Source organism: Ruegeria sp. SCP10 (genome assembly GCF_040329495.1).
Taxonomy (GTDB): Bacteria; Pseudomonadota; Alphaproteobacteria; order Rhodobacterales; family Rhodobacteraceae; genus Ruegeria.
Map to the genome: position 1 here is coordinate 196,270 of NZ_JBDZYF010000003.1, position 19,828 is coordinate 216,097.

Consider the following 19,828-nt stretch of genomic DNA (forward strand, 5'->3'; position numbering starts at 1 on the left):
CGGGCTTGCGCGCGATGAAGACAAGCATATTATTAACCGTATGGTCGGTCAATGTTTAACGGCTACCTATTTGTTGTTCTCGTCAATTCAAACCTCTGCCGGTAATTGGGCGAAGCCGCGAAAACGGATACGCCCGCCGCGTATTGCGCCGTCTGTGATCTGATAGTTTGGAAAACGGTTCAAAAACCGGCTTACCGCGATCTTACCTTCCATCCGGGCAAGGGTCAGGCCGACGCAGGTATGTGGACCACCGGCAAACGCATGATGTTTATTGGGCCTGCGGTCCAGCTGCATGTCATCAGGCCGGTCAAACTGTCTTGGGTCCCGGTTGGCGGCCCCGATACATAGATGAATATCAGTCCCCGCCGGAATGGAGTGTCCATGAAACGTGACCTCTTCGGTCGTCAGGCGGTTACCAAACTGGTTTGGGCTTTCAAGGCGAAGGAACTCATCCACAGCCTTGGTGATGAGGTCAGGAGAGGTCAGCAACTCGGACCGTTTATCCGGGTGTCGGTGCAGCAGCTCCAGCGCGTTGCCGATCAGGTTTGTCGTGGTTTCGTGCCCTGCGTTCAGGATGAAAATGCAGTTCTGATACAGCTCAATCTCGGTCAGGCCACCTTCCGCGTCGTCCTGCATCAACCTCGTCAAAACATCCGTGTCCAGGTTGCCGGGATTGCGTCTTCGGTCGTTCACGATATGGTGCAGGAACTCTTTGAACTCGGTGACCGCACGATTGCCCCGCTCTTCCTGTTCGGGAGTCAATTGGGGCTCGAGCGCACCAAGGATGGCCAGAGACCAATCGCGCAACGGTCCGCGTTCGGATCGGGGAATGCCCAGCAGGTTGCCAATAAACTCAACCGGGATTGCTCCGGCGAAATCCTGGATTAGCTCGACGCTGCCCTTGGCCTGCATCTGATCCAGCAGAGCATCGACGAGCTCGATCAATCCCGGCTCCATCTGCGCCAAAGCACGTGGGTTCATCGCCCCGACCATTACCCTGCGGACACGGGTATGCAAGGGCGGGTCATTGAACACCAGGCTGGTGGTGTGGTGTTCGTATAGGGGGCTGTCGACCCCATATTTCGGGCCAAACACCGCCTTCTTGTCCGAGATGAACCGCGTTGTATCTCGATAGACCAGATCCAGATCCTCGTACCGCGACAGGATCACTGAGCCGTCAGGTTGAGGGCAAACCGGCATGTCCTCGCGCAATGCGGCATAGGCTGGATAGGGGTTCTCGTGATACCCGTCAGGAAGCGCGGTTAGCAAAAACATCAGTGACCCATCGCCCCCATATGCTCGGGCAGAACCAGTACAAGCCACGGCACCAGAACGATAAGGGCCAGACGGAAGATATCGGCGATCCAGAATGGCGTTACACCCTTGAAGATCGTACCGGTCGAGACATCTCCGACCACGCCTTTCAGGATAAACACGTTCAGGCCAACTGGCGGTGTAATCAGGCTGATCTCGGTCACGACAACAACCACGATGCCAAACCAGATCGGGTCATAGCCCAGCGATGTTACAAGCGGGAAAAAGATCGGCACGGTCAGCAGGAGCATCGACAGCGATTCAAACACGCAGCCCAAGATGATGTAGATGCCTAGGATCATCAGGATCACAACAAAGGGTTCTACATCATATGCGGTGACCAATGCGATCAATGCTTCGGGCAAACCGGCGAGGTTGATGAAGTTCGAAAATATCTGCGCCCCGATCAGGACCGAAAACAAGGCCGCAGCGGTAAACGTGGTTTCTTTCAGAACTTCAAATGTAGAACTCAGGCTCAGCCCGCCGCGCGACAGGGCTATCAGAAAGGCGCCCATGGCCCCCATACCAGCGGCTTCCGTCGGGCTGAATGTCAGGTTCAGCGGGTGAAAATCAAAGGCACCATAGAGCCCGCCAATGACCAGAAAGAACAGCAGTAACACGGCCCAGACCGAGCGCAGGGCATTCAATCTCTCACCCCAACCATGCTTGTCACCGGCCGGTCCCGACTCTGGCTTGCGCCAGACGGTCCAGCGGACTGCAAACAGGTATAAAAGGATGCCCAATACACCTGGGATGATCCCGGCGACGAACAGTTTGCCGATAGATGTTTCGGTCAACAGGCCATAGATCACAAGGATCACAGAGGGTGGGATCAGGATACCCAGCGTGCCACCTGCCGCGATTGAGGCAGTCGACAGCTCGTCCGAGTACCGATAGCGGCGCATTTCCGGCATCGCGACTTTCGACATCGTCGCGGCCGTTGCCAAAGACGACCCGCAGATCGCGGAAAACCCACCACAGGCCGCAACCGTAGCCATCGCGATGCCGCCTTTGAAGTGGCCAAGAAACGCATTTGATACGGCGTAAAGTTCGCGCGCCAGACCGCCTTTGTTCACGAACAACCCCATCAGGATGAACAGCGGAATAACCGAAAGGCCGTAGTCTTGTGCCGTGTCGGTGATCTGACGACCGACCATCGACATGGCCGCTTTCAAACCGCGTTCGGATAGGATGCTGCCTCCGCGTTCGTATGCAAAACCGAGCGTTCCGACCAGACCCATTGCAAACACGATTGGCAGGCGCAGAAGTACGAGAACAAGAACAAGGGCAAAACCGATCAGCGCAGCAGTCATTGCTGGTTCTCCGTCAGAACTTGGGGCGCGAAGATGTACAGCAACCCGGTTGTGATCATTGCAACGGCAGTGACTGCAGTGGATGCAGCGATGAACCAGCCGATGTAGAAAACGGGGATCGACAGGTACTCGGTCACATCTCCATAGTCCCTTGCCCGTTCAGCAAGGATCCAGACTCGCTGAATCGGCCAGAACAGCATGATGCCCGAGATCAGATAGACAATCGCATCCCTGGCGCGGCTAAGCCGATAGCGTGAAAACAGCCCGTCGGTCAGATCAACGGCAATCTGGCCCTTTCCTGCGGACACCATTGGCAGGACCGAAAATACGAGGATGGCCATCAGAATGCGCGTCAGTTCGGTTGCCGCCTCAATCGGAGCATTAAAGACTGATCGCAACACGACGTCAAAGAACGTCATCACCATCAGCACGAACAACGCCAGACAGGCAAGTATCGTCGGGGCGACGCTGACGCGACGCGCAAAGGTCACAAGGGATTGCATGTTTAGTTCCCGCAAGCTTGGGGGTGGCCGGCGGCTTGATTCCGCCAGCCAGGCTTGGTTACTGCGACGCCATTTCGTTGACGATCAGGTCATAGGCGGCTTGTGCGTCGACACCTGCACCATTGACCTCATCAATGACCTTGGCGCGGACATCCACGGCAATCGCGTTGAACTTCTCCAGGTCTTCGGCAGATGCGGTGTTGATCGCGTTGCCGTCTGTGCCTTCGGTGGCTTCGCGCCCGATGGCATCAATTTCGTCCCAGATTTTACCAATTTCGCGGCTCAGCGGTTCGCCAAAGACCTGCTCTTCCAGCGCTTGCTGCAGCTCAGCAGGCAGATCAGCAAACGTGTCTTCATTCATGATGAACGCGAAGGATCCACGGTACAGACCACCGGGAACCTCATAGACGTTCTGCGCGACTTCGGTCAGCTTAAAGCCTTTGCGAGATTCAAACGGCATCACAACGCCATCGGCCGCTTTTGACGCGAGTGTCTCGTACACTTTCGGGGCTGGCACCTGGATGCCGGTTGCGCCAAGTGCTGCACCGACATCGCCGCCAACACCGCCCGGGATACGAACCTTAAGGCCCGAAACCTCGTCCAGCGAGGTAACCGGGTTGCTGGAATGCAGCTGCGCCGGTCCGTGGGTGTGCAGGGCAATCACTTTCACGCCGCGATGTTCGTCTGCGGCTTTCAGGTGCGTGTCATAGGCGCGCCAATAGGCAACCGATGCGGCCTCGGCCGAGCCCTCATAGCCGGGCAGTTCGATCATTTTGGTGGTGACAAAGCGACCGGGCTGATAGCCGTGGAAGATGATCGAGGCATCCGCCGCCCCGTCCATGATCAGGTCCATCTGGGCGGGTGGGGGCGCAATGCCCAGCTTCAGTTCCGCTGTGACCTGGCCATCCGTGGCCTCTTCAACCATCTCAACGAATTTTGGCCACATCTTGGCGTTGATGCCGTGGGTCGGCGGCGCCCAGCTGGAAATCGTCAGCGTATAATCTGCCGCCAGTGCCACGGTGCCTGAAACGGCCAAAGCGGCCGACGCCAGCAAGGTGCTTAACTTGGTGAGTTTCATGTTCAGTGCCTCCCTTTGAAACATGCATTCAGAATGCGCTAATGGTTACTTTTGTAACTATCAACATGTTATTGGCGTTTTGCTTGGGACGCGATGACCCAAGACGCGGGGCTTTCTTCCGCCACAACCCGCATGGTCGCCGCTGACGTGCAGCTTCCGATTTCTTTGCGATAGTTCATGGGCCCGCCGCGCCAGCGCGGGAAGCCATAGCCATGGATTTGGACCATATCGACGGCCTCGGCGTTTTCGGCGATCCCTTCTTCTATGATCAGGTCGCCCTCGTTGGCCAATACGGCCAGAAGACGCGAAGAAATATCCTGAGCGCTAAAACTACGCCGAGCAATACCTTCGGTGGCTGAATAGGTTTCGATCAGCACCTCGACCTCGGGGTCGCGGATTGGTTTGCGATCCCCGGCCTCGTATCGATACCAGCCTTTTCCCGAGCGCTGGCCAAGCCGCTCCATCTCGCAGAGTTGATCGGCGATGGTCACATAGCGTTCGTTCGGATCGCGCGTTGCGGCATTGCGTTTTCGATTGGCCCACGCGATCTGCAGCCCGGTCAGATCCTGCAGCTCATATGGGCCCATGGGCATTCCGAACCCACGCATCGCCTCATCCACCTGATAGGGCAGGGCGCCATCTGCCAGCAGATAGTCGGCTGCGCGGCGATAGGCTGCCAGCATACGGTTGCCGATGAACCCGTCACAAATGCCTGATAGGACGGAAATCTTGCGGAGTTTCTTACCCAGCGCAAAGCCTGTGGCTACTACTTCGGGAGCGGTCTGGGGCGTATGCACAATTTCGAGCAGTTTCATCACATGGGCCGGGCTGAAGAAATGCAACCCGATGCAACGCGCCGGGTTTTCGATACCCGCAAAAATTTCAACCGGGTCCAGATATGAGGTGTTGGTGGCCAAAATGGCTTCGGTGCTCATGTGCTGCGCCAATTCGGCAAAGACCTGTTGTTTGACCGAGATATCCTCGAACACAGCCTCAATTGCCAGTTGCGCGTCGGCCGCCTCAGCATAGCTGTCAACGACGCGAAGCCGGGACAGAGCCTTCTGGAATTGAGCCTCGGTCATCTTTCCGCGTTTGACGGCACCGTTCAACAGACCGTTAACCCGCTCATGAGCGGCTGTTGCAGCCTCGGTGTCCCGCTCAATCAACGTAACGGACAATCCACTGCTCAGCGCGGCAGTTGCGATGCCGGCCCCCATCAAACCGCCGCCGACAACGGCAATGCGATGAATCTCGCGCGCAGCGACATCCTTGATCATTGCAGGTTTTGAGACGGCGCGTTCAGCAAAGAATGCGTGGCGTAAGGCGCGGCTTTCCGCGCTTTGTCGCAGTGCCATATGAAGCGCGCGTTCTTTCGGTTGTCCCACCGAAAATGGTTCTGTCGCCCAGCCCAGTGCGGTCAGATTTTCCAGCGGTGATTGCTGCCCTCTGGCGCGCTTCTCCAATTTACTGCGTGAAGCCTCCATCAGGTCAGGCGCAAAATCCGCAACAGGGCGCTGGCTAACGGGCATGGGGCGTTCCGGCAAATCAGAGACAAAGCGTTCAACCGCATCTTCAACAGGATCCGCCACCAGATCGACGGCACCGTGCTGTTGCATAACCTCGGCCTTCAGGATTTTGCCCGAACAAGCCAGGTCAATCGCCAGATCCATCCCCACAAGGCGTGGCAGCCGCTGCGTGCCGCCCGCGCCGGGGATCAGCCCGACATTGACCTCGGGCAGTCCGAAGCCCATGCCGGGTGCTGCAATGCGCCATGCGCAGGCCATCGCAATCTCAAACCCACCGCCCAGAACATTGCCATGCATACAGGCGACGAACGGAACCTCGCTGTCTTCAATCATCTGAATCACATCGGGCAGATGTGGCTCGACCGGCGGTCTGTCGAACTCGGACATGTCGCCACCTGCGACAAAGGTTCTGCCAGCGCATCGCAGCACTGCCACTCGTGCGCCTTTGATTGCAGTAGTAGCGTTGACCAGCCCCTGACGAACGCCGACCGAGGTCGCATTCACAGGCGGATTGTCAATGGTGACCCACGCGACATCGCCCTTGAATTCAACAGTCACAAGTGACCTTTGCGACATGGTCGTGCCCTTTATTCGGTTGAGAATCGAAACTGGTTTATATATTGACCAACCGTTCGGTTAATGCAATGATTTAGTTAAAGCGGCATCAAGCGGGACGGTCATGAGCAATACGATTCTTGTGGAAGATCATGGACACTGGGTGGAAATCACCCTGAACCGTCCCGACAAGTTGAACGCGTTCAATGACGAGATGCACATTGCACTACAAGGTGCCATGCAATCCGCCCGCGACAGCGGGGTGCGCGCGATCCTACTGACAGGCGCTGGCCGTGGTTTTTGTGCCGGGCAGGACCTTGGCGACCGCGACCCGTCGAAAATGGATGGCCCGCCTGATCTGAGTGTAACCGTTCGGACCTATTATGCCCCTTTGGTGCGTTTGATCCGGTCATTGAACTTTCCTGTTGTTTGCGCCGTGAACGGGGTCGCGGCCGGGGCCGGGGCCAATCTGTCACTGGCCTGTGATATGGTCCTGGCCGGTGAAAGTGCCAAGTTCATTCAAAGCTTTGCCAAGGTCGGTCTGATCCCTGACACGGGCGGCAGTTGGCATTTGCCACACCTAGTCGGAGAGGCCAGAGCCAAAGGTCTGGCGCTAACCGCTCAACCCTTGTCCGCACGCCAAGCGGAGGAATGGGGTCTGATCTGGAAGGCACTTCGTGATGAGGAGTTGCTGAGCGAAGCGCGTTCTTTGACCAGCCAATTGGCCAATGGCCCAACCGTCGGGCTGGGCAAAACCAAACAGTGCATTCAGGCTGCTGCGACAACCACGCTTTCGGATCATCTTACAATCGAAGCAGACGCCATGAAAATCTGCGGTGAAAGCGCGGATTATGCCGAAGGCGTATCCAGCTTCCTTGAAAAGCGTGCCCCGCATTTTCAGGGAAAATGACGATGACCCCTCAAGAACGAGCAGCCAAATCCGCTGCCGCCATGTGGGCCCATGATGCGGCCAGCAAGTGGTTTGGCATGGAGCTTGTCGAAGTTGACGAAGGCCGCGCCGTTCTGGCGTTGACCGTCGCGCCGCATCATTGCAACGGGCATGGGATCTGCCATGGTGGCGTGACCCACGCTTTGGCAGACAGCGCGTTTGCCTTTGCGTGCAACAGCCGCAATGCGACGACGGTCGGACAGCACACCATGATGAGCTATCTGGTGCCCGGGCAATTGGGTGATCGGTTGACCGCAACGGCCACCGAAACCACGGTTACGGGTCGTAGCGGTGTGTATGACGTGCGCGTCACCAACCAGGATGACACCATAATCGCCGAGTTCCGGGGTATGTCCCGTGCAATTGGCGGGCAGAATTTTGAAGAATAGAACGACGCCGGAGGAGCAACACTATGGATGACCTCTCACCGAGCAAAGCGGATTTGGATCCGATAGAAATTGCCTCGATTGATGAAATCCGTGCAACACAGCTTGAACGCCTGAAATGGTCCGTTCGACATGCCTATGATAACGTCGCGATGTACAAGCAGCGTTTTGACGAAGCAGGCGTGCATCCCGATGATCTGCAGCACCTCTCGGACCTGTCGAAATTCCCGTTCACCTACAAGAACGATCTGCGCGACAACTACCCTTTTGGCCTTTTTGCGGTTCCACGTTCGGAATTGGTGCGACTGCATGCGTCATCCGGCACGACCGGAAAACCAACTGTCGTGGGCTACACCAAAGGTGACATTGACAATTGGGCCGATCTGGTTGCTCGGTCTCTACGTGCTGCAGGTTTGCGAAAAGGTGACATGATCCATAACGCCTATGGCTATGGTCTCTTTACCGGTGGTCTGGGTGCCCATTACGGGATCGAACGGCTGGGTGCGACCGTTGTCCCGATGAGCGGCGGGCAAACCGAAAAGCAGGTTGGCTTGATCACCGATTTCCAACCCGACGCAATTATGGTGACCCCGTCATATATGCTCAACATCCTTGAACAGTTTCACAAGGCGGGGCTCGATCCCCGGCAAAGCTCACTCAAGGTTGGTATCTTCGGCGCAGAGCCCTGGACCGATGCCATGCGCGCAGAGGTCGAAGCCGCCTTTGATATGCATGCGGTCGACATCTATGGCCTGTCCGAGATCATGGGGCCGGGCGTGGCCAGCGAATGTGTTGAAACCAAGGATGGCCCTGTGATCTGGGAAGATCACTTCCTGCCCGAGATCATCGACCCGGTGACTGGAGAGGTGCTGCCGGATGGCGAAACGGGTGAGCTGGTCTTTACCACCCTGACGAAAGAAGGGTTGCCGATGATCCGCTATCGCACGCGCGATCTGACCTGCCTTTTGCCCGGAACGGCGCGTTCAATGCGGCGGATGGCCAAGATCACCGGGCGCAGTGACGACATGATGATCCTGCGGGGTGTCAACGTATTCCCCAGCCAGATCGAAGAGCAAGTCATGGCGACGGGCGGTCTGGCCCCTCACTATCAGATCGAGCTGTACAAATCCGGTCGCATGGATGCGATGCGGGTGTTTGTCGAGGCAACCGAGGGGTCGACGGATGAAATGTCCAAAACGGCAGCGGCACGTATGCTGACGAAACGCGTCAAGGACATGGTTGGTGTCTCAACGGAAATTGTTGTAGGTGATCCCGGCGAGGTCGAGCGCTCTCAGGGCAAGGCAAAGCGCATCATCGACAACCGCGACAAGGAATAGGCCATGGCCCGAACAATCGCCAAAGACCATGACCAGAAGCGGGAACAGATCCTGAAACGCGCTGCAAAGATTTTTGCGGATCAGGGATTTGACCGCGCCTCCATGACTTTGTTGGCAAAAGAATGCGGGATCTCGAAGGCGAACATATACCACTACTATGATAGCAAGGATGCCATTCTCTATGACATCCTTGAGACCTATCTTCGCGAGCTGCGTGATCGCATTTGCAATGTCGATCTGAGCGGGCTCACCCCAGAAGAAAAACTTCGCAAAGCTGTGCGCGAAATCCTTTACGCTTATCAAGGGGCCGATGACGAACATCGCGTGCAGATCAGCGGCATGGGGTCCTTGACCCAAGACCAGCAGAAAACACTGCGCGCCTACCAGTTGGACATGGTGAGCTTTATCCGCGAACTCCTGAAGGAGCTTTCCCCAGAGACCTTGCGTGATGACAAAGACAAGCTGCGCGGCGCCACCATGTCGGTCTTCGGGATGCTCAACTGGTACTACATGTGGAACACCGGGGCCGGAACAAAGGCGCGCACAGAATATGCTGACCTCGTCTGCACTCTGACAGTCCACGGTATTCGAAAGCTTTAGGCGCAAACCTGGTGGGGTCCAATTTTCGGGTTTCGTCTAACTATTCCAACCGCATCTTGAGATCTGCGCGTCCGCGTAGAAACGTCACGCGCAATCGCGCTATACATTCCCGTGGGCTTTCCACATAAAAGCGATATGTCAGCAATCGAATATGTCTATTCCGCACATTCTGCCTTTGCCTATCTGGGCTCTGCCGAACTTGCCCGAATATGCGCCAAGTACGATGTCACTCTGATCCACAAACCGGTCCTGTTGTCACCAGTAGTTGAGGCGCAGGGAAGTTTGCCTTTCCATGCGCGCACGCAGGCTCATGTGGACTACTTCTCGGGCGTGAAATCGAGCGATGGGCCGAGTATCGCAATGTCCCGGTCATTCGGTCCAGGCCGACATATCACGATGCGGACTACAGCTTGGCATCTGGCATGATCATCGCGCTGGGGGAGACGGGGCAGGGGACTGACGCCATGGCTCATAGATTGCTCGAGGCCCATTGGCGCGACGACGCAGACCTTTCCGATGCCGGGACGCTTGCGGCCGTGGCGGCAGAGTTGGGTCACAATCCGACCACGCTGTTGGATCAGGCCGGATCGGAGCAGACCCAACAAAAACTGCGCGACAACTCGGCCTGGGCGCGAGCTTGCAACATCTTTGGGTCACCAACCTATGTCGTGGATGGCGACCCGTTTTATGGGCAAGACCACCTTAGCCTTGTGGATCGCGCTCTTGAGCGACCGTTTCAGCCATCGACATGGACCAATCCATCGGTTGATTGAACCAAGCTCCTGCTCGTTTTTAACGTCCCAGTCCGGTTGGCGTGACCTCGTAGCCGGGTTCCTCAGGCTCATCATCTGTCATCTCGGCTGGGAAGCCAGGGGCGCGGATGTCCAGACCAGTTGCGTCTTCCAGGCGGCGGATGATGTTTGGTGAAAGCTCTCGGTCGCCGTAGCGGGCGATGCCATCGTCGAAGATTTCGCAGATCAGCGGCGAGATTTCCAGCGGCACATTGTTGCGCTCGGCAATCTCCTGAAACAGCCCGATATCCTTTTTCACAAGGTCCATGGTGAACGAAATATCGCGCGACCCGTTCAGGATGACCTGACTTTCAGTTACGTGACTAAAGGAATTGCCAGACGATATCGCGATGGCCTCATAGGCGGTGTTGAGGTTCATCCCGGCGGCTTTGGCCACGACCAGCGCCTCAGTATTGGCCACCAGATGAACGGTGGCCAGATAGTTGGTCAGTACCTTCAACATCGAGGCTGAACCCATCTCGCCCGTGTGAAGTACGCGGCGGCCAAGGGTTGTCAGCAAGGGCAGGACCCTTTCGAACGTGGCGCGATCACAGCCCGCAAAGATCGAGATATTGCCTGTATCTGCGCGATGGCAGCCGCCCGAAACCGGGCAATCCACCGCAGCGCCCCCGGCTGCAATGACAAGATTGCCCAGACGGACCGCCTCGGCCTGATCGGTGGTGGACATTTCCATCCAGATCTTACCTTCGCGTACCTCGGGCAGCATCTGTTGCAGCACGGCGTCGCAGGCCGCAGGCGATGGCAGGCAGGTGATGACCACGTCACACTCCCGCATCATCTGAACCGGGTTGTCCCCGGCTGTCGCGCCCTGCGCAACTTTTTCAGCTACGAATTCGGCGTTCAGGTCGTGGACCATCACATCGTGCCCATTGCGGATCAGGCTGCCGCTCAGCTTGCCACCGACATTGCCAAGGCCGATAAATCCGATTTTCATTGTTCTGCGTCCTGTTGTTCTGAAAAGTTGTAGACCACATCGCCAAAACGATGCTGGGCGAAGCCATAGACAAACTCAAGGCTCTCTTCGCTGGCGGTCACGCCATGCTCGGCGCCGCCAGGCACAAACACCGCCATGCCCGGGTACACAGCGGTTGCTTTGCCTTCGATGGTGACTTCGCCGTGGCCCGACATAAAATAGTAGAACTCGGCCGGGTCGTGACGATGAAGCGGCAGGCGACCGAACGCCGGAAGATGGGCCGTGCCCAACACGATATCGTCCGAGTTCATCCGATCTTTGCAGATCAGTGTTCTCCAGGTGACATCTCCGAATTTGGGGTCGAAACCACCCTCAATCGGGGCATCATCGCGAAACGCAAACCACGGGTTTAGCGGCGCGTCACTTGCGGGGCTGGGCTCTAGAGCCAGGTTGAGGTCCATGTCGGACATATTGCTTCCTCCCAAGCAAAAGAGTTTCTTTGACCGAAGTTGCCCGCAAGCTGTGTTCGGTGTCTTGAGCCAGCCCCTAAGCGGAAAGTGCTGGGGGCTGGCCTGTTGCATATGGGTTAGACAGGCAGGCCAAGCCCGCCCCGGACCTTCAGCTCCAGGTAATCCTCAAGTCCGAAGGTCCCGCCTTCACGTCCGTTGCCGGATTGTTTGTATCCACCGAATGGCGAGCCATAGTTTGTGCTTTGTCCGTTTATGGTGACAGTACCTGCCTGCAATGCGGCACAGACACGTTCGGCACGTTCGGCGTCGCCCGTCTGAACGTAAGCCGCCAGGCCATAGACAGTGTCATTGGCAATCTGAATGGCCTCGTCCTCGGTCTCGAACGGGATCAGAACAAGAACCGGGCCAAAAATCTCTTCCCGCGCGATGGCCATCTGGTTTGTCACATCTGCAAAAATCGTGGGTTGCGTATACCAACCGCTTTCAAATCCATCCGGTTTGCCGAGGCCGCCGGCAATCAGGCGCGCGCCTTCGTCCATGCCGATCTGGATCATCCGCTGCACGCGGTCATATTGGATCTGATCAAAAAGCGGACCGATATGATCGCCGGGTTGGGCCGGGTCCCCCACCGTCTGCGCCTGTGCCGCCACAGCGGCGATGTTGACGACCTCATCATAGCAGCTGCGTTCGACAAGCATCCGTGTTGGGGCGTTGCAGGATTGGCCTGTGTTGTGGAAGCAACTGATAACCGACGCTTCGACGCGTGCTTTCAGATCGGCGCCATTGTCAGCAAAGACCAGATTGGGGGATTTGCCTCCCAGTTCCAGCGCCACGCGTTTGACCGTGTCTGCGGCGTCTTTCGACACCAGGATGCCCGCGCGGGTCGAGCCGGTGAAGGACATCATTGCGATGTCCGGATGCCGCGACATTGCAGAGCCGACTTCGGCCCCATCGCCAAACACAAGGTTGAAAACACCCGCAGGGTAACCGGCCTCATGAACGATCTCGGCAAAGATCGCGGCGGACAGAGGCGTGTGTTCCGAAGGTTTCAACACGCAGGTGGCCCCAACGGCAAGCGCAGGCAGGACCTTCAGGGCGATTTGGCTGATCGGCCAGTTCCAAGGCGTAATCAAACCACAAACACCAATTGGCTCTCGATACAGCACATCGCCACTGGGCAGAGTTTCGCGCGCGTCGTGGTCTTTGAGCACGCGGATGAAATCCTTGATGTGCTCGATCCCGCAGCCTGCCTGCTCGTTGCGTGACATATCGATAGGTGCGCCCATCTCGCTTGTGATGGCCCAAGACATGTCCTCAAGACGTGCGGTGTAGACCTCCAGCAAACGCTCCAGCAAGGCAAGCCTTTCGGCCTTGGAGGTTCTCGAGAAGGTTGCAAAGGCGCGCGACGCGGCGGCCACAGCGCGGTCTACATCTGCAGCCGATCCCAATGCAACCGTGCCGATCACTGAGTCATTTGCCGGGTTCTTGATCGGGAAGCTTGTGCTCGACAAGGGTGCGACCCAGGCACCGTCGATATAGTGGGTGTTCAGGTTTTTCATGTTGATCTTGCCTTTCGAAAGACCTTGGTCCAGCGCTGGTGCGACTGTCAGACGACCGCGTTTCATGCCGGACACCTTTGCAAGCCAGAGATTTGTGCATCTGCCAGGATCATCTCGGCCCCGCGCGCGGCCAGCATCATGACTGGCGCGTTGGTGTTGCCAGAGGTGACGTTCGGAAACGAAGACGCATCGATCACACGCAGCCCTGTCATGCCATGGACCCGCAGGCGCGAGTCGAGAACTGAATCTGCGGGCGAGTTCCCCATCCGGCAGGTGCAACTGGCGTGATATACTGAATTGGCCCGCTCACGGAAATCCTCCAGCAGCGCATCGTCTGAGTGTGCTGCGATATCGGGCCCTCTGCGGACCACGGCACGGATCGCAGGCGTGTTCGCTAGTTTCTGAATATTGCGCCCTGCGGCGATTGCCATGGCGCAATCTTCATTCGTCGACAGCGAGTTTGGTCGGATTTCGGGCGCTATACGCGGGTCCGCTGACGTGATCAGAACCTCGCCACGGCTCGTGGGTCGGCAGGGCTGCGCGCAGATCAAAAAGCCGGCCTTCTTGTCCACATCGGGCTTTCCGGCGGCATTCACCCGATAGGACATCGGATTGCAATACATCTGCAAATCTGCATGCCTGTTGCGCCCGGATCGCACAAAGCCGCTGACCTGATTGATGGGTACGGCCAGGGGGCCTTGCCGCGTCAAAACATATTGCGCCCCGGCAATGATCTTGCCTGGCCAGTTGCCCAAGCGATTGTTTAGTGTCGGCTCAGTGGCGTGAAACTGATAAGAGACTGCCAGATGATCCTGCAAACCCTGGCCCACCTGCTCAAGCTGGTGTTGCACATCAATTCCGTGCTTTTTCAGCAGTGCAATGGGGCCGATGCCCGACCGCTGCAGAATTTGCGGCGAGTTCACAGCCCCAGCGCTGACGATGACTTCACGCGCGGCGTGCGCCGCGATGCTGCGATCGCCCTGCCGATACGTGACCCCTGTTGCGGTCCCGTTTTTGATGGCTATCCGTTCGACCAGAGCGTCAGTGACAATGTGCAGATTGGTTCGGCTTCGGGCCTTTTGCAAAAACGCGTCTGCTGCCGACCAGCGCCTGCCATTTCTGACGGTGCTGCGCAGGCGCGCCATACCCTCGCGCGCGGACCCGTTCAGATGATCCAGGATAGGCCAGCCCGCTTGACGCGACGCGGCCAGAAAGTGGTTCGAAAACGGATGCATCTTCTGGCTCAGATCAGAGACGTGAATTGGGCCGTTTCCGGTATCACCTGTTTCGGTGTGCTGCGTTTCAAGCGCGGCAAACGTTTCTGAAACAGCGGCCCAATTCCATCTCTTGGCACCTGCATGTTCCCAATCGTCGTAGTCATGCGGCAAGCCCTGAACATAGGCCATCGCGTTGATCGAGCTTGACCCACCGATCACGCGCCCGCGTGGCCAAAAGGCCTGTCGCTGGTTCAAGCCCGGATCAGATTCGGCTGTGTAGCACCAGTTGACCTTTGGGTCGTCATAGGTTTTCCCATAGCCCAGAGGCATTTTGATCCAGAAACGACGATCCGATCCGCCCGCTTCGATCAGCAAGACTTTGTGACCTCCGCAAGCTGTTAGTTTATCAGCCAAAACGCAGCCCGCAGACCCGGCGCCGACAATGATGAAATCGTAGCTGTCCATCGCGACAACCTGCCTCTCTTTCGTGGTTCGCAACCGGCATCCACGATCCTTGAGGGCATCTTTCTGATAGAAGTATTGTTAAATCAAACAATGGATTTTAGGATATAGGCCTAAGTTTACTTAACGGTTATGTAATATGGACCTGCCTCATCCAACTTGGCTGCGAACCTTTGAGGCTGCCGCCCGGCTTGCCAGCTTTTCGGCTGCTGCAGATGAGCTGGGCCTGACTCCCGCGGCTGTCAGCCAGCAGATGCGTCTGTTGGAAGATCACCTGAAGACCACTCTGTTCGAACGATTGCCGCGCGGTGTTGCGCTCACCGATATGGGCGAAGCCTATGCGCAACCGGTGCGCCAAAGCCTTGCTGACATGCGCACCGCTACAGCCGGGTTGTTTGGTGCTGCCAGGAAGCGACAGATCAAGGTCAGGGCCTCGATCTCATATGCCACCCTCATCATCGCGCCCCGCCTGAACGAATTTCTAGCCGAATATCCAGACATTGATGTTGAGCTTTCAACCTTTGTCTGGGCAGGTCGTTTTCAGCAGGGTTTGGGGGATGTCGACATCCGGTTCGGCCATGGCGATTGGACAGACGGTCACGTAACGCATCTGGGCCACGAATATGCCATTCCCGTCTGCCACAGGGACCACCTTGCGCGGTTTGGAAACGCTCCCACCTTTGATCAGCTTGCAGCCGATCACATCACAACCATCCACGGCTCCGAAGCGGATTGGCCGCAGCTGATGGAACAGTTGGGCTTAACCTCGCCGGTCCCGCAAAAGGTGACGCGCTTTGATTCATCGTTGATGGCTTTGCAATTTGTAAGTTCCGGGTACGGGACGGCCATTGTTGTCGAAAGCTTTGCCAGCGCGTTTCTTGATCGCGGCGCCGTCGTAAGGCCGATTCCAGAAAAGCTTGCGATCCGACCGGCTCATTTCATTGTCGAACGTGAGGGGACGGAAAGACGTGACGAGGTGCGTGCGTTTTCGGATTGGGTGAAGTCAATCCATAGCTGGTCTTGAGTGGGTCAGCATGCACTGTTGATGCTATAATCTGAGACGCTCAAAAGGTGTAGACGCCCGGCGGGGCTGTTCAGATGCTGAAGGGGCGCGAATGGAACCCTTGGTCAGCTTCTTCAACATCAACAATCTGCAGTTTCCGGGCGAAGCCGCGCTGAGGATGCTTTGGGTTTCGCTATTATCGAATTCCATGGGTACAGTAGTTGGCAAAATATGTGGTTGGAGCCGCTACGAGAGTAAGCTGGCGGCAAAGCTCATGCTGGCCCCTGTTCTGGCCATATTTCGTTCAGGTCCACTCAACGTCCATCTGGTACTGTTTTTTTAACATCACGCCTTTTGGCCGAAGAAGGCATGACGATGATCTGTGTGACACATGAGATGGGTTTTGCACGGGATGTGTCGGACAGGGTTGCTTTTTTCCACCAGGGCGTGATGGAAGAGATTGGCCCACCCGGTTAGATCTTTGGTGATGCACAGTCCGAGAATGCACGCAAAATTCTGGCCAAAGTGCGCTAAGCAGTTTGGCCAAACGACACGTTAAGGAAGGTTACGTTCATGTCCCAGAATATTTTCACCGGCACGATGCCGGCCCTGATGACCCCGTGCAAACCGGATCGGACACCGGATTTTGATGCGCTGGTGAAAAAGGGCAAGGAAATGATCGCAGCAGGTATGTCGGCTGTCGTGTATTGCGGTTCGATGGGCGACTGGCCGTTGCTGTCAGATGCCGAGCGCATGGAAGGGGTTGAGCGTTTGATCGGCGCCGGGCTGCCCGTTGTCGTCGGAACTGGTGCGATCAATTCCAAATCTGCGGTTGCGCTGGCGGCACATGCGCAAAAGGTCGGGGCAGCAGGTCTAATGGTGATCCCGCGCGTGCTGTCGCGCGGCTCGTCCATTGCGGCACAGCGGAACCATTTCAAGGCGATCCTGTCAGCGGCTCCGGATATACCTGCAATAATCTACAACAGCCCGGTCTATGGCTTTGCAACCCGTGCCGATCTGTTTTTGGAGCTGCGATCCGAGCACCCAAGCCTTGTGGGATTCAAGGAATTCGGCGGCAAAAGCGCTCTGCGCTACGCGGCGGAACATATCACGTCCAAAGATGATCAGGTCACTTTGATGGTTGGTGTGGACACCGAGGTTTACCATGGCTTCGTCAATTGCGGTGCAACCGGTTCGATTACAGGCATTGGCACAGCCTTGCCGCGCGAGGCGCTGTTGCTGGCGGCGCTGTGCCAAAAGGCAGCCGCAGGTCATGCCGAGGCGCGTCAGCGTGCGCTGGAACTGGAAGAGGCTTTTGGCGTGCTGGCCAGCTTTGACGAAGGTACGGATCTGGTGCTCTATTACAAATACCTCCTGGTGCTGAACGGTGAAGAGGAATACCGCTTGCATTTTAATGAGACAGACGAACTGACGGACGCGCAACGCAATTATTGCGAACAGCAATATGCCCTGTTCCGTGCATGGTTCAAAGATTGGTCCAAACAGGGCGGGATCATAGCTGAATGCATGTAATCGACAGCCACACAGGCGGGATGCCCACGCGTGTAATCCTGGATGGCGGCCCTGATCTGGGTTCAGGGTCTCTGGCCGAACGCGCCCATCGTTTGGCGAACGCGCACAAGGCGTTTTACAAATCTGTCCTGCTGGAGCCGCGCGGTCAGCCTGGTATGGTTGGGGCGCTGCTGGTTGATCCTCAGGACCCGGGTAGCGAAACAGGCGTGATTTATTTCGACGCTGATGCGGTTCTGGGCATGTGCGGTCATGGCACTATCGGTTTGGCTGTCACGCTGGCCTATCAGGGCCGGATCGCCCCCGGCAGGCACATTTTTGAGACCCCGGCCGGTCTGATTTCGGTAGACCTGTTAGATGCAAATACCGTGAGTGTCACCAATGTTGAAAGTCGCCGGGTCCGCGCCTCGGTTGCGGTTGAAGTTGCGGGCTATGGGCAGGTGATCGGAGACCTGGCCTATGGCGGGAACTGGTTCTTTATTGTTGACCCAAGTCCAATCGCTGTGGAGCCCGGCAATATCCGCGACCTGAGCGATCTGGCGATCGCCATTCGCAAAGCTTGCATCGCGCAAGGTGTGATGGGCGAAAAAGGCGAGCTTGTGGACCATGTGGTGTTGCAGAGACAATCCGATGTCGCAGGTATACACAGCCGCAACTTTGTACTGTGTCCCGACGATGAATATGACCGTTCGCCCTGTGGAACCGGCAGTTCCGCCCGACTGGCTTGCCTTGCGGCCGATGGGGTGTTGGCGCCGGGTGAAGCGATCGTGCAGGAAAGCGTTATTGGCAGCCCTTATCGGCTGAGCTATCAGCTAGGTGCAAATGGCGGCGTTATTCCCAGCCTGACCGGGCAGGCTCATGTCATGGGGGAAGGTAAGTTGATTTTCGCGCAAGATGATCCGTTTCGGGCAGGTATATCCTTTTGATGGGCCCTTTGGGGGGCAGAGCGATCTGGCCCTATGGGAAACGCAATGTGAAAGCACTCAACCATGCAGTCTAGCATTCAACCGGATATTATTGTGATCGGAGCAGGCCTGATCGGGATCAGCACGGCACTGGCATTGCAAAAACGCGGCAAACAGGTGTTGGTGCTGGATCGGGAAGGGGTGGCGGCAGGGGCCTCGCAAGGCAATGCCGGGGCGTTTGCTTTTACTGAAATCGAGCCGCTGGCCACGCCGGGGATCATGCGCAAGGCGCCGAAATGGCTGATTGACCCGCTTGGGCCGTTGTCGATCCCGCCTTCCTACGCGCTGAACATAGTTCCATGGATGCTGCGGTTTTGGCGGGCCAGCTGGCGGGATCGTTACATCGCGTCGCTAAATGCGCAGGCAGAGTTGATGAACCACTGTCGTGCCGCTTTGGAGCGTCAGATCGCGGACGTGAAGGGCGAGGCATTCATTCAGCGCGACGGCCAATTGCAGTTGTTCGAAAGCGAGGCCGAGTTTCGAGCCAGCCTACTCACCTGGGAGCTGCGCAAGGACCATGGGATTCCATTTGACCTGCTTGAGGGCCCAGAGGCGATCGCCGAGATTCAGCCGGGTCTGGATCGCAGGTTCACCCATGCAGGGTTCACGCCGACCTGGTTGAACACCATAGACCCCGCTCAATGGACCACCCATTTGGCCAAGCAGTTCACATCGCGCGGAGGGCAAATCGAGATTGCGGATGTTTCTGCGCTGATACCCATTGAAGCCGGAGCAAGGGTAACGACCAGCACGGGGGAGTTGACTGCGAAACAAGTCGTTGTCTGTGCGGGCGCATGGTCGCACCGATTGGCTGCAACCTTGGGAGACCGCATCCCGTTGGAGACCGAGCGCGGATACAACACGACCCTACCCAAAGGGGCCTTTGATCTGCGGACTCATCTGACCTTTGGCGGGCATGGCTTTGTTGTCTCGCGCATCAATGGCGGTGTGCGCGTTGGTGGTGCGGTCGAGCTGGGAGGGCTTCAACTGGCGCCCAACTTCAAGCGGGCTGATACGTTGCTGAATAAGGCAAAACGCTTCATGCCGGGCTTGAACACAGACGGTGGCACGCAATGGATGGGTTTTCGCCCGTCGCTGCCTGACAGCCTTCCGGTCATTGATCGTTCGGCCCGTTCTCCGCAGGTTCTGTATGGCTTTGGGCATGGCCATCTGGGGCTGACCCAATCGGCGGGCACAGCCGAGCTGATCGCTGATCTGGCCGTGGGTAACGAGCCGGATATAGACACGGCGCCCTATGCCTCGACGCGTTTCTAGTCTGGAGGATGACCGATGAAGATCACCGGAATGAATGTCTATCAGCAGGATCTGCCGCTGA

At 57.2% G+C, this 19,828-nt stretch carries 20 protein-coding genes and 1 pseudogene; 12 read left to right on the plus strand and 9 right to left on the minus strand.

The annotated features are described in order from the left end of the window. Positions 1-87: 87 nt before the first annotated feature. The 5 genes from ABLN87_RS10020 to ABLN87_RS10040 all read right to left on the minus strand — a co-directional run bounded on the left by ABLN87_RS10020 (position 88) and on the right by ABLN87_RS10040 (position 6,310). Positions 88-1,275 (minus strand): cytochrome P450, encoded by a 1,188-nt coding sequence (locus tag ABLN87_RS10020; protein WP_353009667.1) that lies wholly within the window; start codon positions 1,273-1,275, stop codon positions 88-90. Beyond that, positions 1,275-2,627 (minus strand): TRAP transporter large permease, encoded by a 1,353-nt coding sequence (locus ABLN87_RS10025; RefSeq protein ID WP_353009670.1) that lies wholly within the window; start codon positions 2,625-2,627, stop codon positions 1,275-1,277. The genes ABLN87_RS10020 and ABLN87_RS10025 overlap by 1 nt, the downstream gene beginning before the upstream one ends. Next, the gene (locus ABLN87_RS10030; protein ID WP_353009673.1) at positions 2,624-3,130 is read right to left on the minus strand and encodes a TRAP transporter small permease; all 507 of its coding nucleotides are present in this window, start codon (positions 3,128-3,130) and stop codon (positions 2,624-2,626) included. Before ABLN87_RS10030 ends, ABLN87_RS10025 begins: the two co-directional genes overlap by 4 nt. A gap of 58 nt (positions 3,131-3,188) precedes the next feature. Beyond that, positions 3,189-4,208: a TRAP transporter substrate-binding protein gene (locus ABLN87_RS10035; RefSeq protein WP_353009676.1), complete on the minus strand. Its 1,020-nt coding sequence runs from the start codon at positions 4,206-4,208 to the stop codon at positions 3,189-3,191. Positions 4,209-4,276: 68 nt separating this feature from the next. Beyond that, the gene (locus tag ABLN87_RS10040) at positions 4,277-6,310 is read right to left on the minus strand and encodes an FAD-dependent oxidoreductase (protein ID WP_353009678.1); all 2,034 of its coding nucleotides are present in this window, start codon (positions 6,308-6,310) and stop codon (positions 4,277-4,279) included. A 103-nt stretch (positions 6,311-6,413) separates the two neighbouring features. On the opposite strand from ABLN87_RS10040, the gene paaG reads away from it, so the two are divergent. The 6 genes from paaG (at position 6,414) to ABLN87_RS10070 (ending at position 10,334) form a co-directional block, all read left to right on the plus strand. Further along, positions 6,414-7,199 carry a 2-(1,2-epoxy-1,2-dihydrophenyl)acetyl-CoA isomerase PaaG gene (paaG, locus tag ABLN87_RS10045; RefSeq protein ID WP_353009680.1) on the plus strand — a complete coding sequence of 262 codons (786 nt, stop codon included), beginning with the start codon at positions 6,414-6,416 and terminating at the stop codon, positions 7,197-7,199. A gap of 2 nt (positions 7,200-7,201) precedes the next feature. Continuing rightward, positions 7,202-7,627, plus strand: coding sequence for a hydroxyphenylacetyl-CoA thioesterase PaaI (gene paaI / locus ABLN87_RS10050; protein WP_353009683.1), 426 nt, complete (start codon positions 7,202-7,204; stop codon positions 7,625-7,627). 23 nt (positions 7,628-7,650) lie between these two features. Then, on the plus strand, positions 7,651-8,961 hold the full coding sequence (gene paaK, locus ABLN87_RS10055; protein ID WP_353009685.1) for a phenylacetate--CoA ligase PaaK: 1,311 nt from the start codon (positions 7,651-7,653) through the stop codon (positions 8,959-8,961). 3 nt (positions 8,962-8,964) lie between these two features. Continuing rightward, positions 8,965-9,561, plus strand: coding sequence for a TetR/AcrR family transcriptional regulator (locus tag ABLN87_RS10060; RefSeq protein WP_353009688.1), 597 nt, complete (start codon positions 8,965-8,967; stop codon positions 9,559-9,561). Between the two features lie 135 nt (positions 9,562-9,696). Continuing rightward, positions 9,697-9,987, plus strand: coding sequence for a hypothetical protein (locus tag ABLN87_RS10065; protein ID WP_353009690.1), 291 nt, complete (start codon positions 9,697-9,699; stop codon positions 9,985-9,987). After that, positions 9,933-10,334: a DsbA family protein gene (locus ABLN87_RS10070; RefSeq protein ID WP_353010252.1), complete on the plus strand. Its 402-nt coding sequence runs from the start codon at positions 9,933-9,935 to the stop codon at positions 10,332-10,334. The genes ABLN87_RS10065 and ABLN87_RS10070 overlap by 55 nt, the downstream gene beginning before the upstream one ends. Before the next feature lie 19 nt (positions 10,335-10,353). Here the strand turns inward: ABLN87_RS10070 and ABLN87_RS10075 are convergent, their stop codons facing one another. From ABLN87_RS10075 to ABLN87_RS10090, 4 genes are all read right to left on the minus strand, one after another. Next, positions 10,354-11,307: an NAD(P)-dependent oxidoreductase gene (locus ABLN87_RS10075; RefSeq protein WP_353009693.1), complete on the minus strand. Its 954-nt coding sequence runs from the start codon at positions 11,305-11,307 to the stop codon at positions 10,354-10,356. Beyond that, complete coding sequence (locus tag ABLN87_RS10080) at positions 11,304-11,756, minus strand: cupin domain-containing protein (RefSeq protein WP_353009695.1); 453 nt, start codon at positions 11,754-11,756, stop codon at positions 11,304-11,306. Before ABLN87_RS10080 ends, ABLN87_RS10075 begins: the two co-directional genes overlap by 4 nt. Positions 11,757-11,872: 116 nt before the next feature. Then, on the minus strand, positions 11,873-13,315 hold the full coding sequence (locus tag ABLN87_RS10085) for an aldehyde dehydrogenase family protein (RefSeq protein WP_353010254.1): 1,443 nt from the start codon (positions 13,313-13,315) through the stop codon (positions 11,873-11,875). Between the two features lie 62 nt (positions 13,316-13,377). Then, a complete protein-coding gene (locus tag ABLN87_RS10090) occupies positions 13,378-14,997 on the minus strand; it encodes a GMC family oxidoreductase (protein ID WP_353009698.1) in 1,620 nt (539 codons plus the stop codon). Positions 14,998-15,133: 136 nt separating this feature from the next. Between ABLN87_RS10090 and ABLN87_RS10095 the strand changes: the two genes are divergently transcribed. From ABLN87_RS10095 to ABLN87_RS10120, 6 genes and pseudogenes are all read left to right on the plus strand, one after another. After that, a complete protein-coding gene (locus ABLN87_RS10095; protein WP_353009701.1) occupies positions 15,134-16,018 on the plus strand; it encodes a LysR substrate-binding domain-containing protein in 885 nt (294 codons plus the stop codon). Between the two features lie 91 nt (positions 16,019-16,109). Then, complete coding sequence (locus tag ABLN87_RS10100) at positions 16,110-16,340, plus strand: hypothetical protein (protein ID WP_353009703.1); 231 nt, start codon at positions 16,110-16,112, stop codon at positions 16,338-16,340. Between the two features lie 11 nt (positions 16,341-16,351). After that, positions 16,352-16,474, plus strand: a pseudogene (gene glnQ, locus ABLN87_RS10105) (glutamine ABC transporter ATP-binding protein GlnQ); the annotation flags it as partial. A gap of 96 nt (positions 16,475-16,570) precedes the next feature. Further along, positions 16,571-17,530 (plus strand): dihydrodipicolinate synthase family protein, encoded by a 960-nt coding sequence (locus tag ABLN87_RS10110; RefSeq protein ID WP_353009706.1) that lies wholly within the window; start codon positions 16,571-16,573, stop codon positions 17,528-17,530. Then, entirely contained in the window at positions 17,521-18,453 is a 933-nt protein-coding gene (locus ABLN87_RS10115; RefSeq protein WP_353009709.1) for a proline racemase family protein, read from the plus strand. Before ABLN87_RS10110 ends, ABLN87_RS10115 begins: the two co-directional genes overlap by 10 nt. Positions 18,454-18,516: 63 nt before the next feature. After that, positions 18,517-19,767, plus strand: a complete 1,251-nt coding sequence (locus ABLN87_RS10120) for an NAD(P)/FAD-dependent oxidoreductase (protein ID WP_353009711.1) — start codon at positions 18,517-18,519, stop codon at positions 19,765-19,767. The last annotated feature ends 61 nt before the right edge of the window (positions 19,768-19,828 follow it).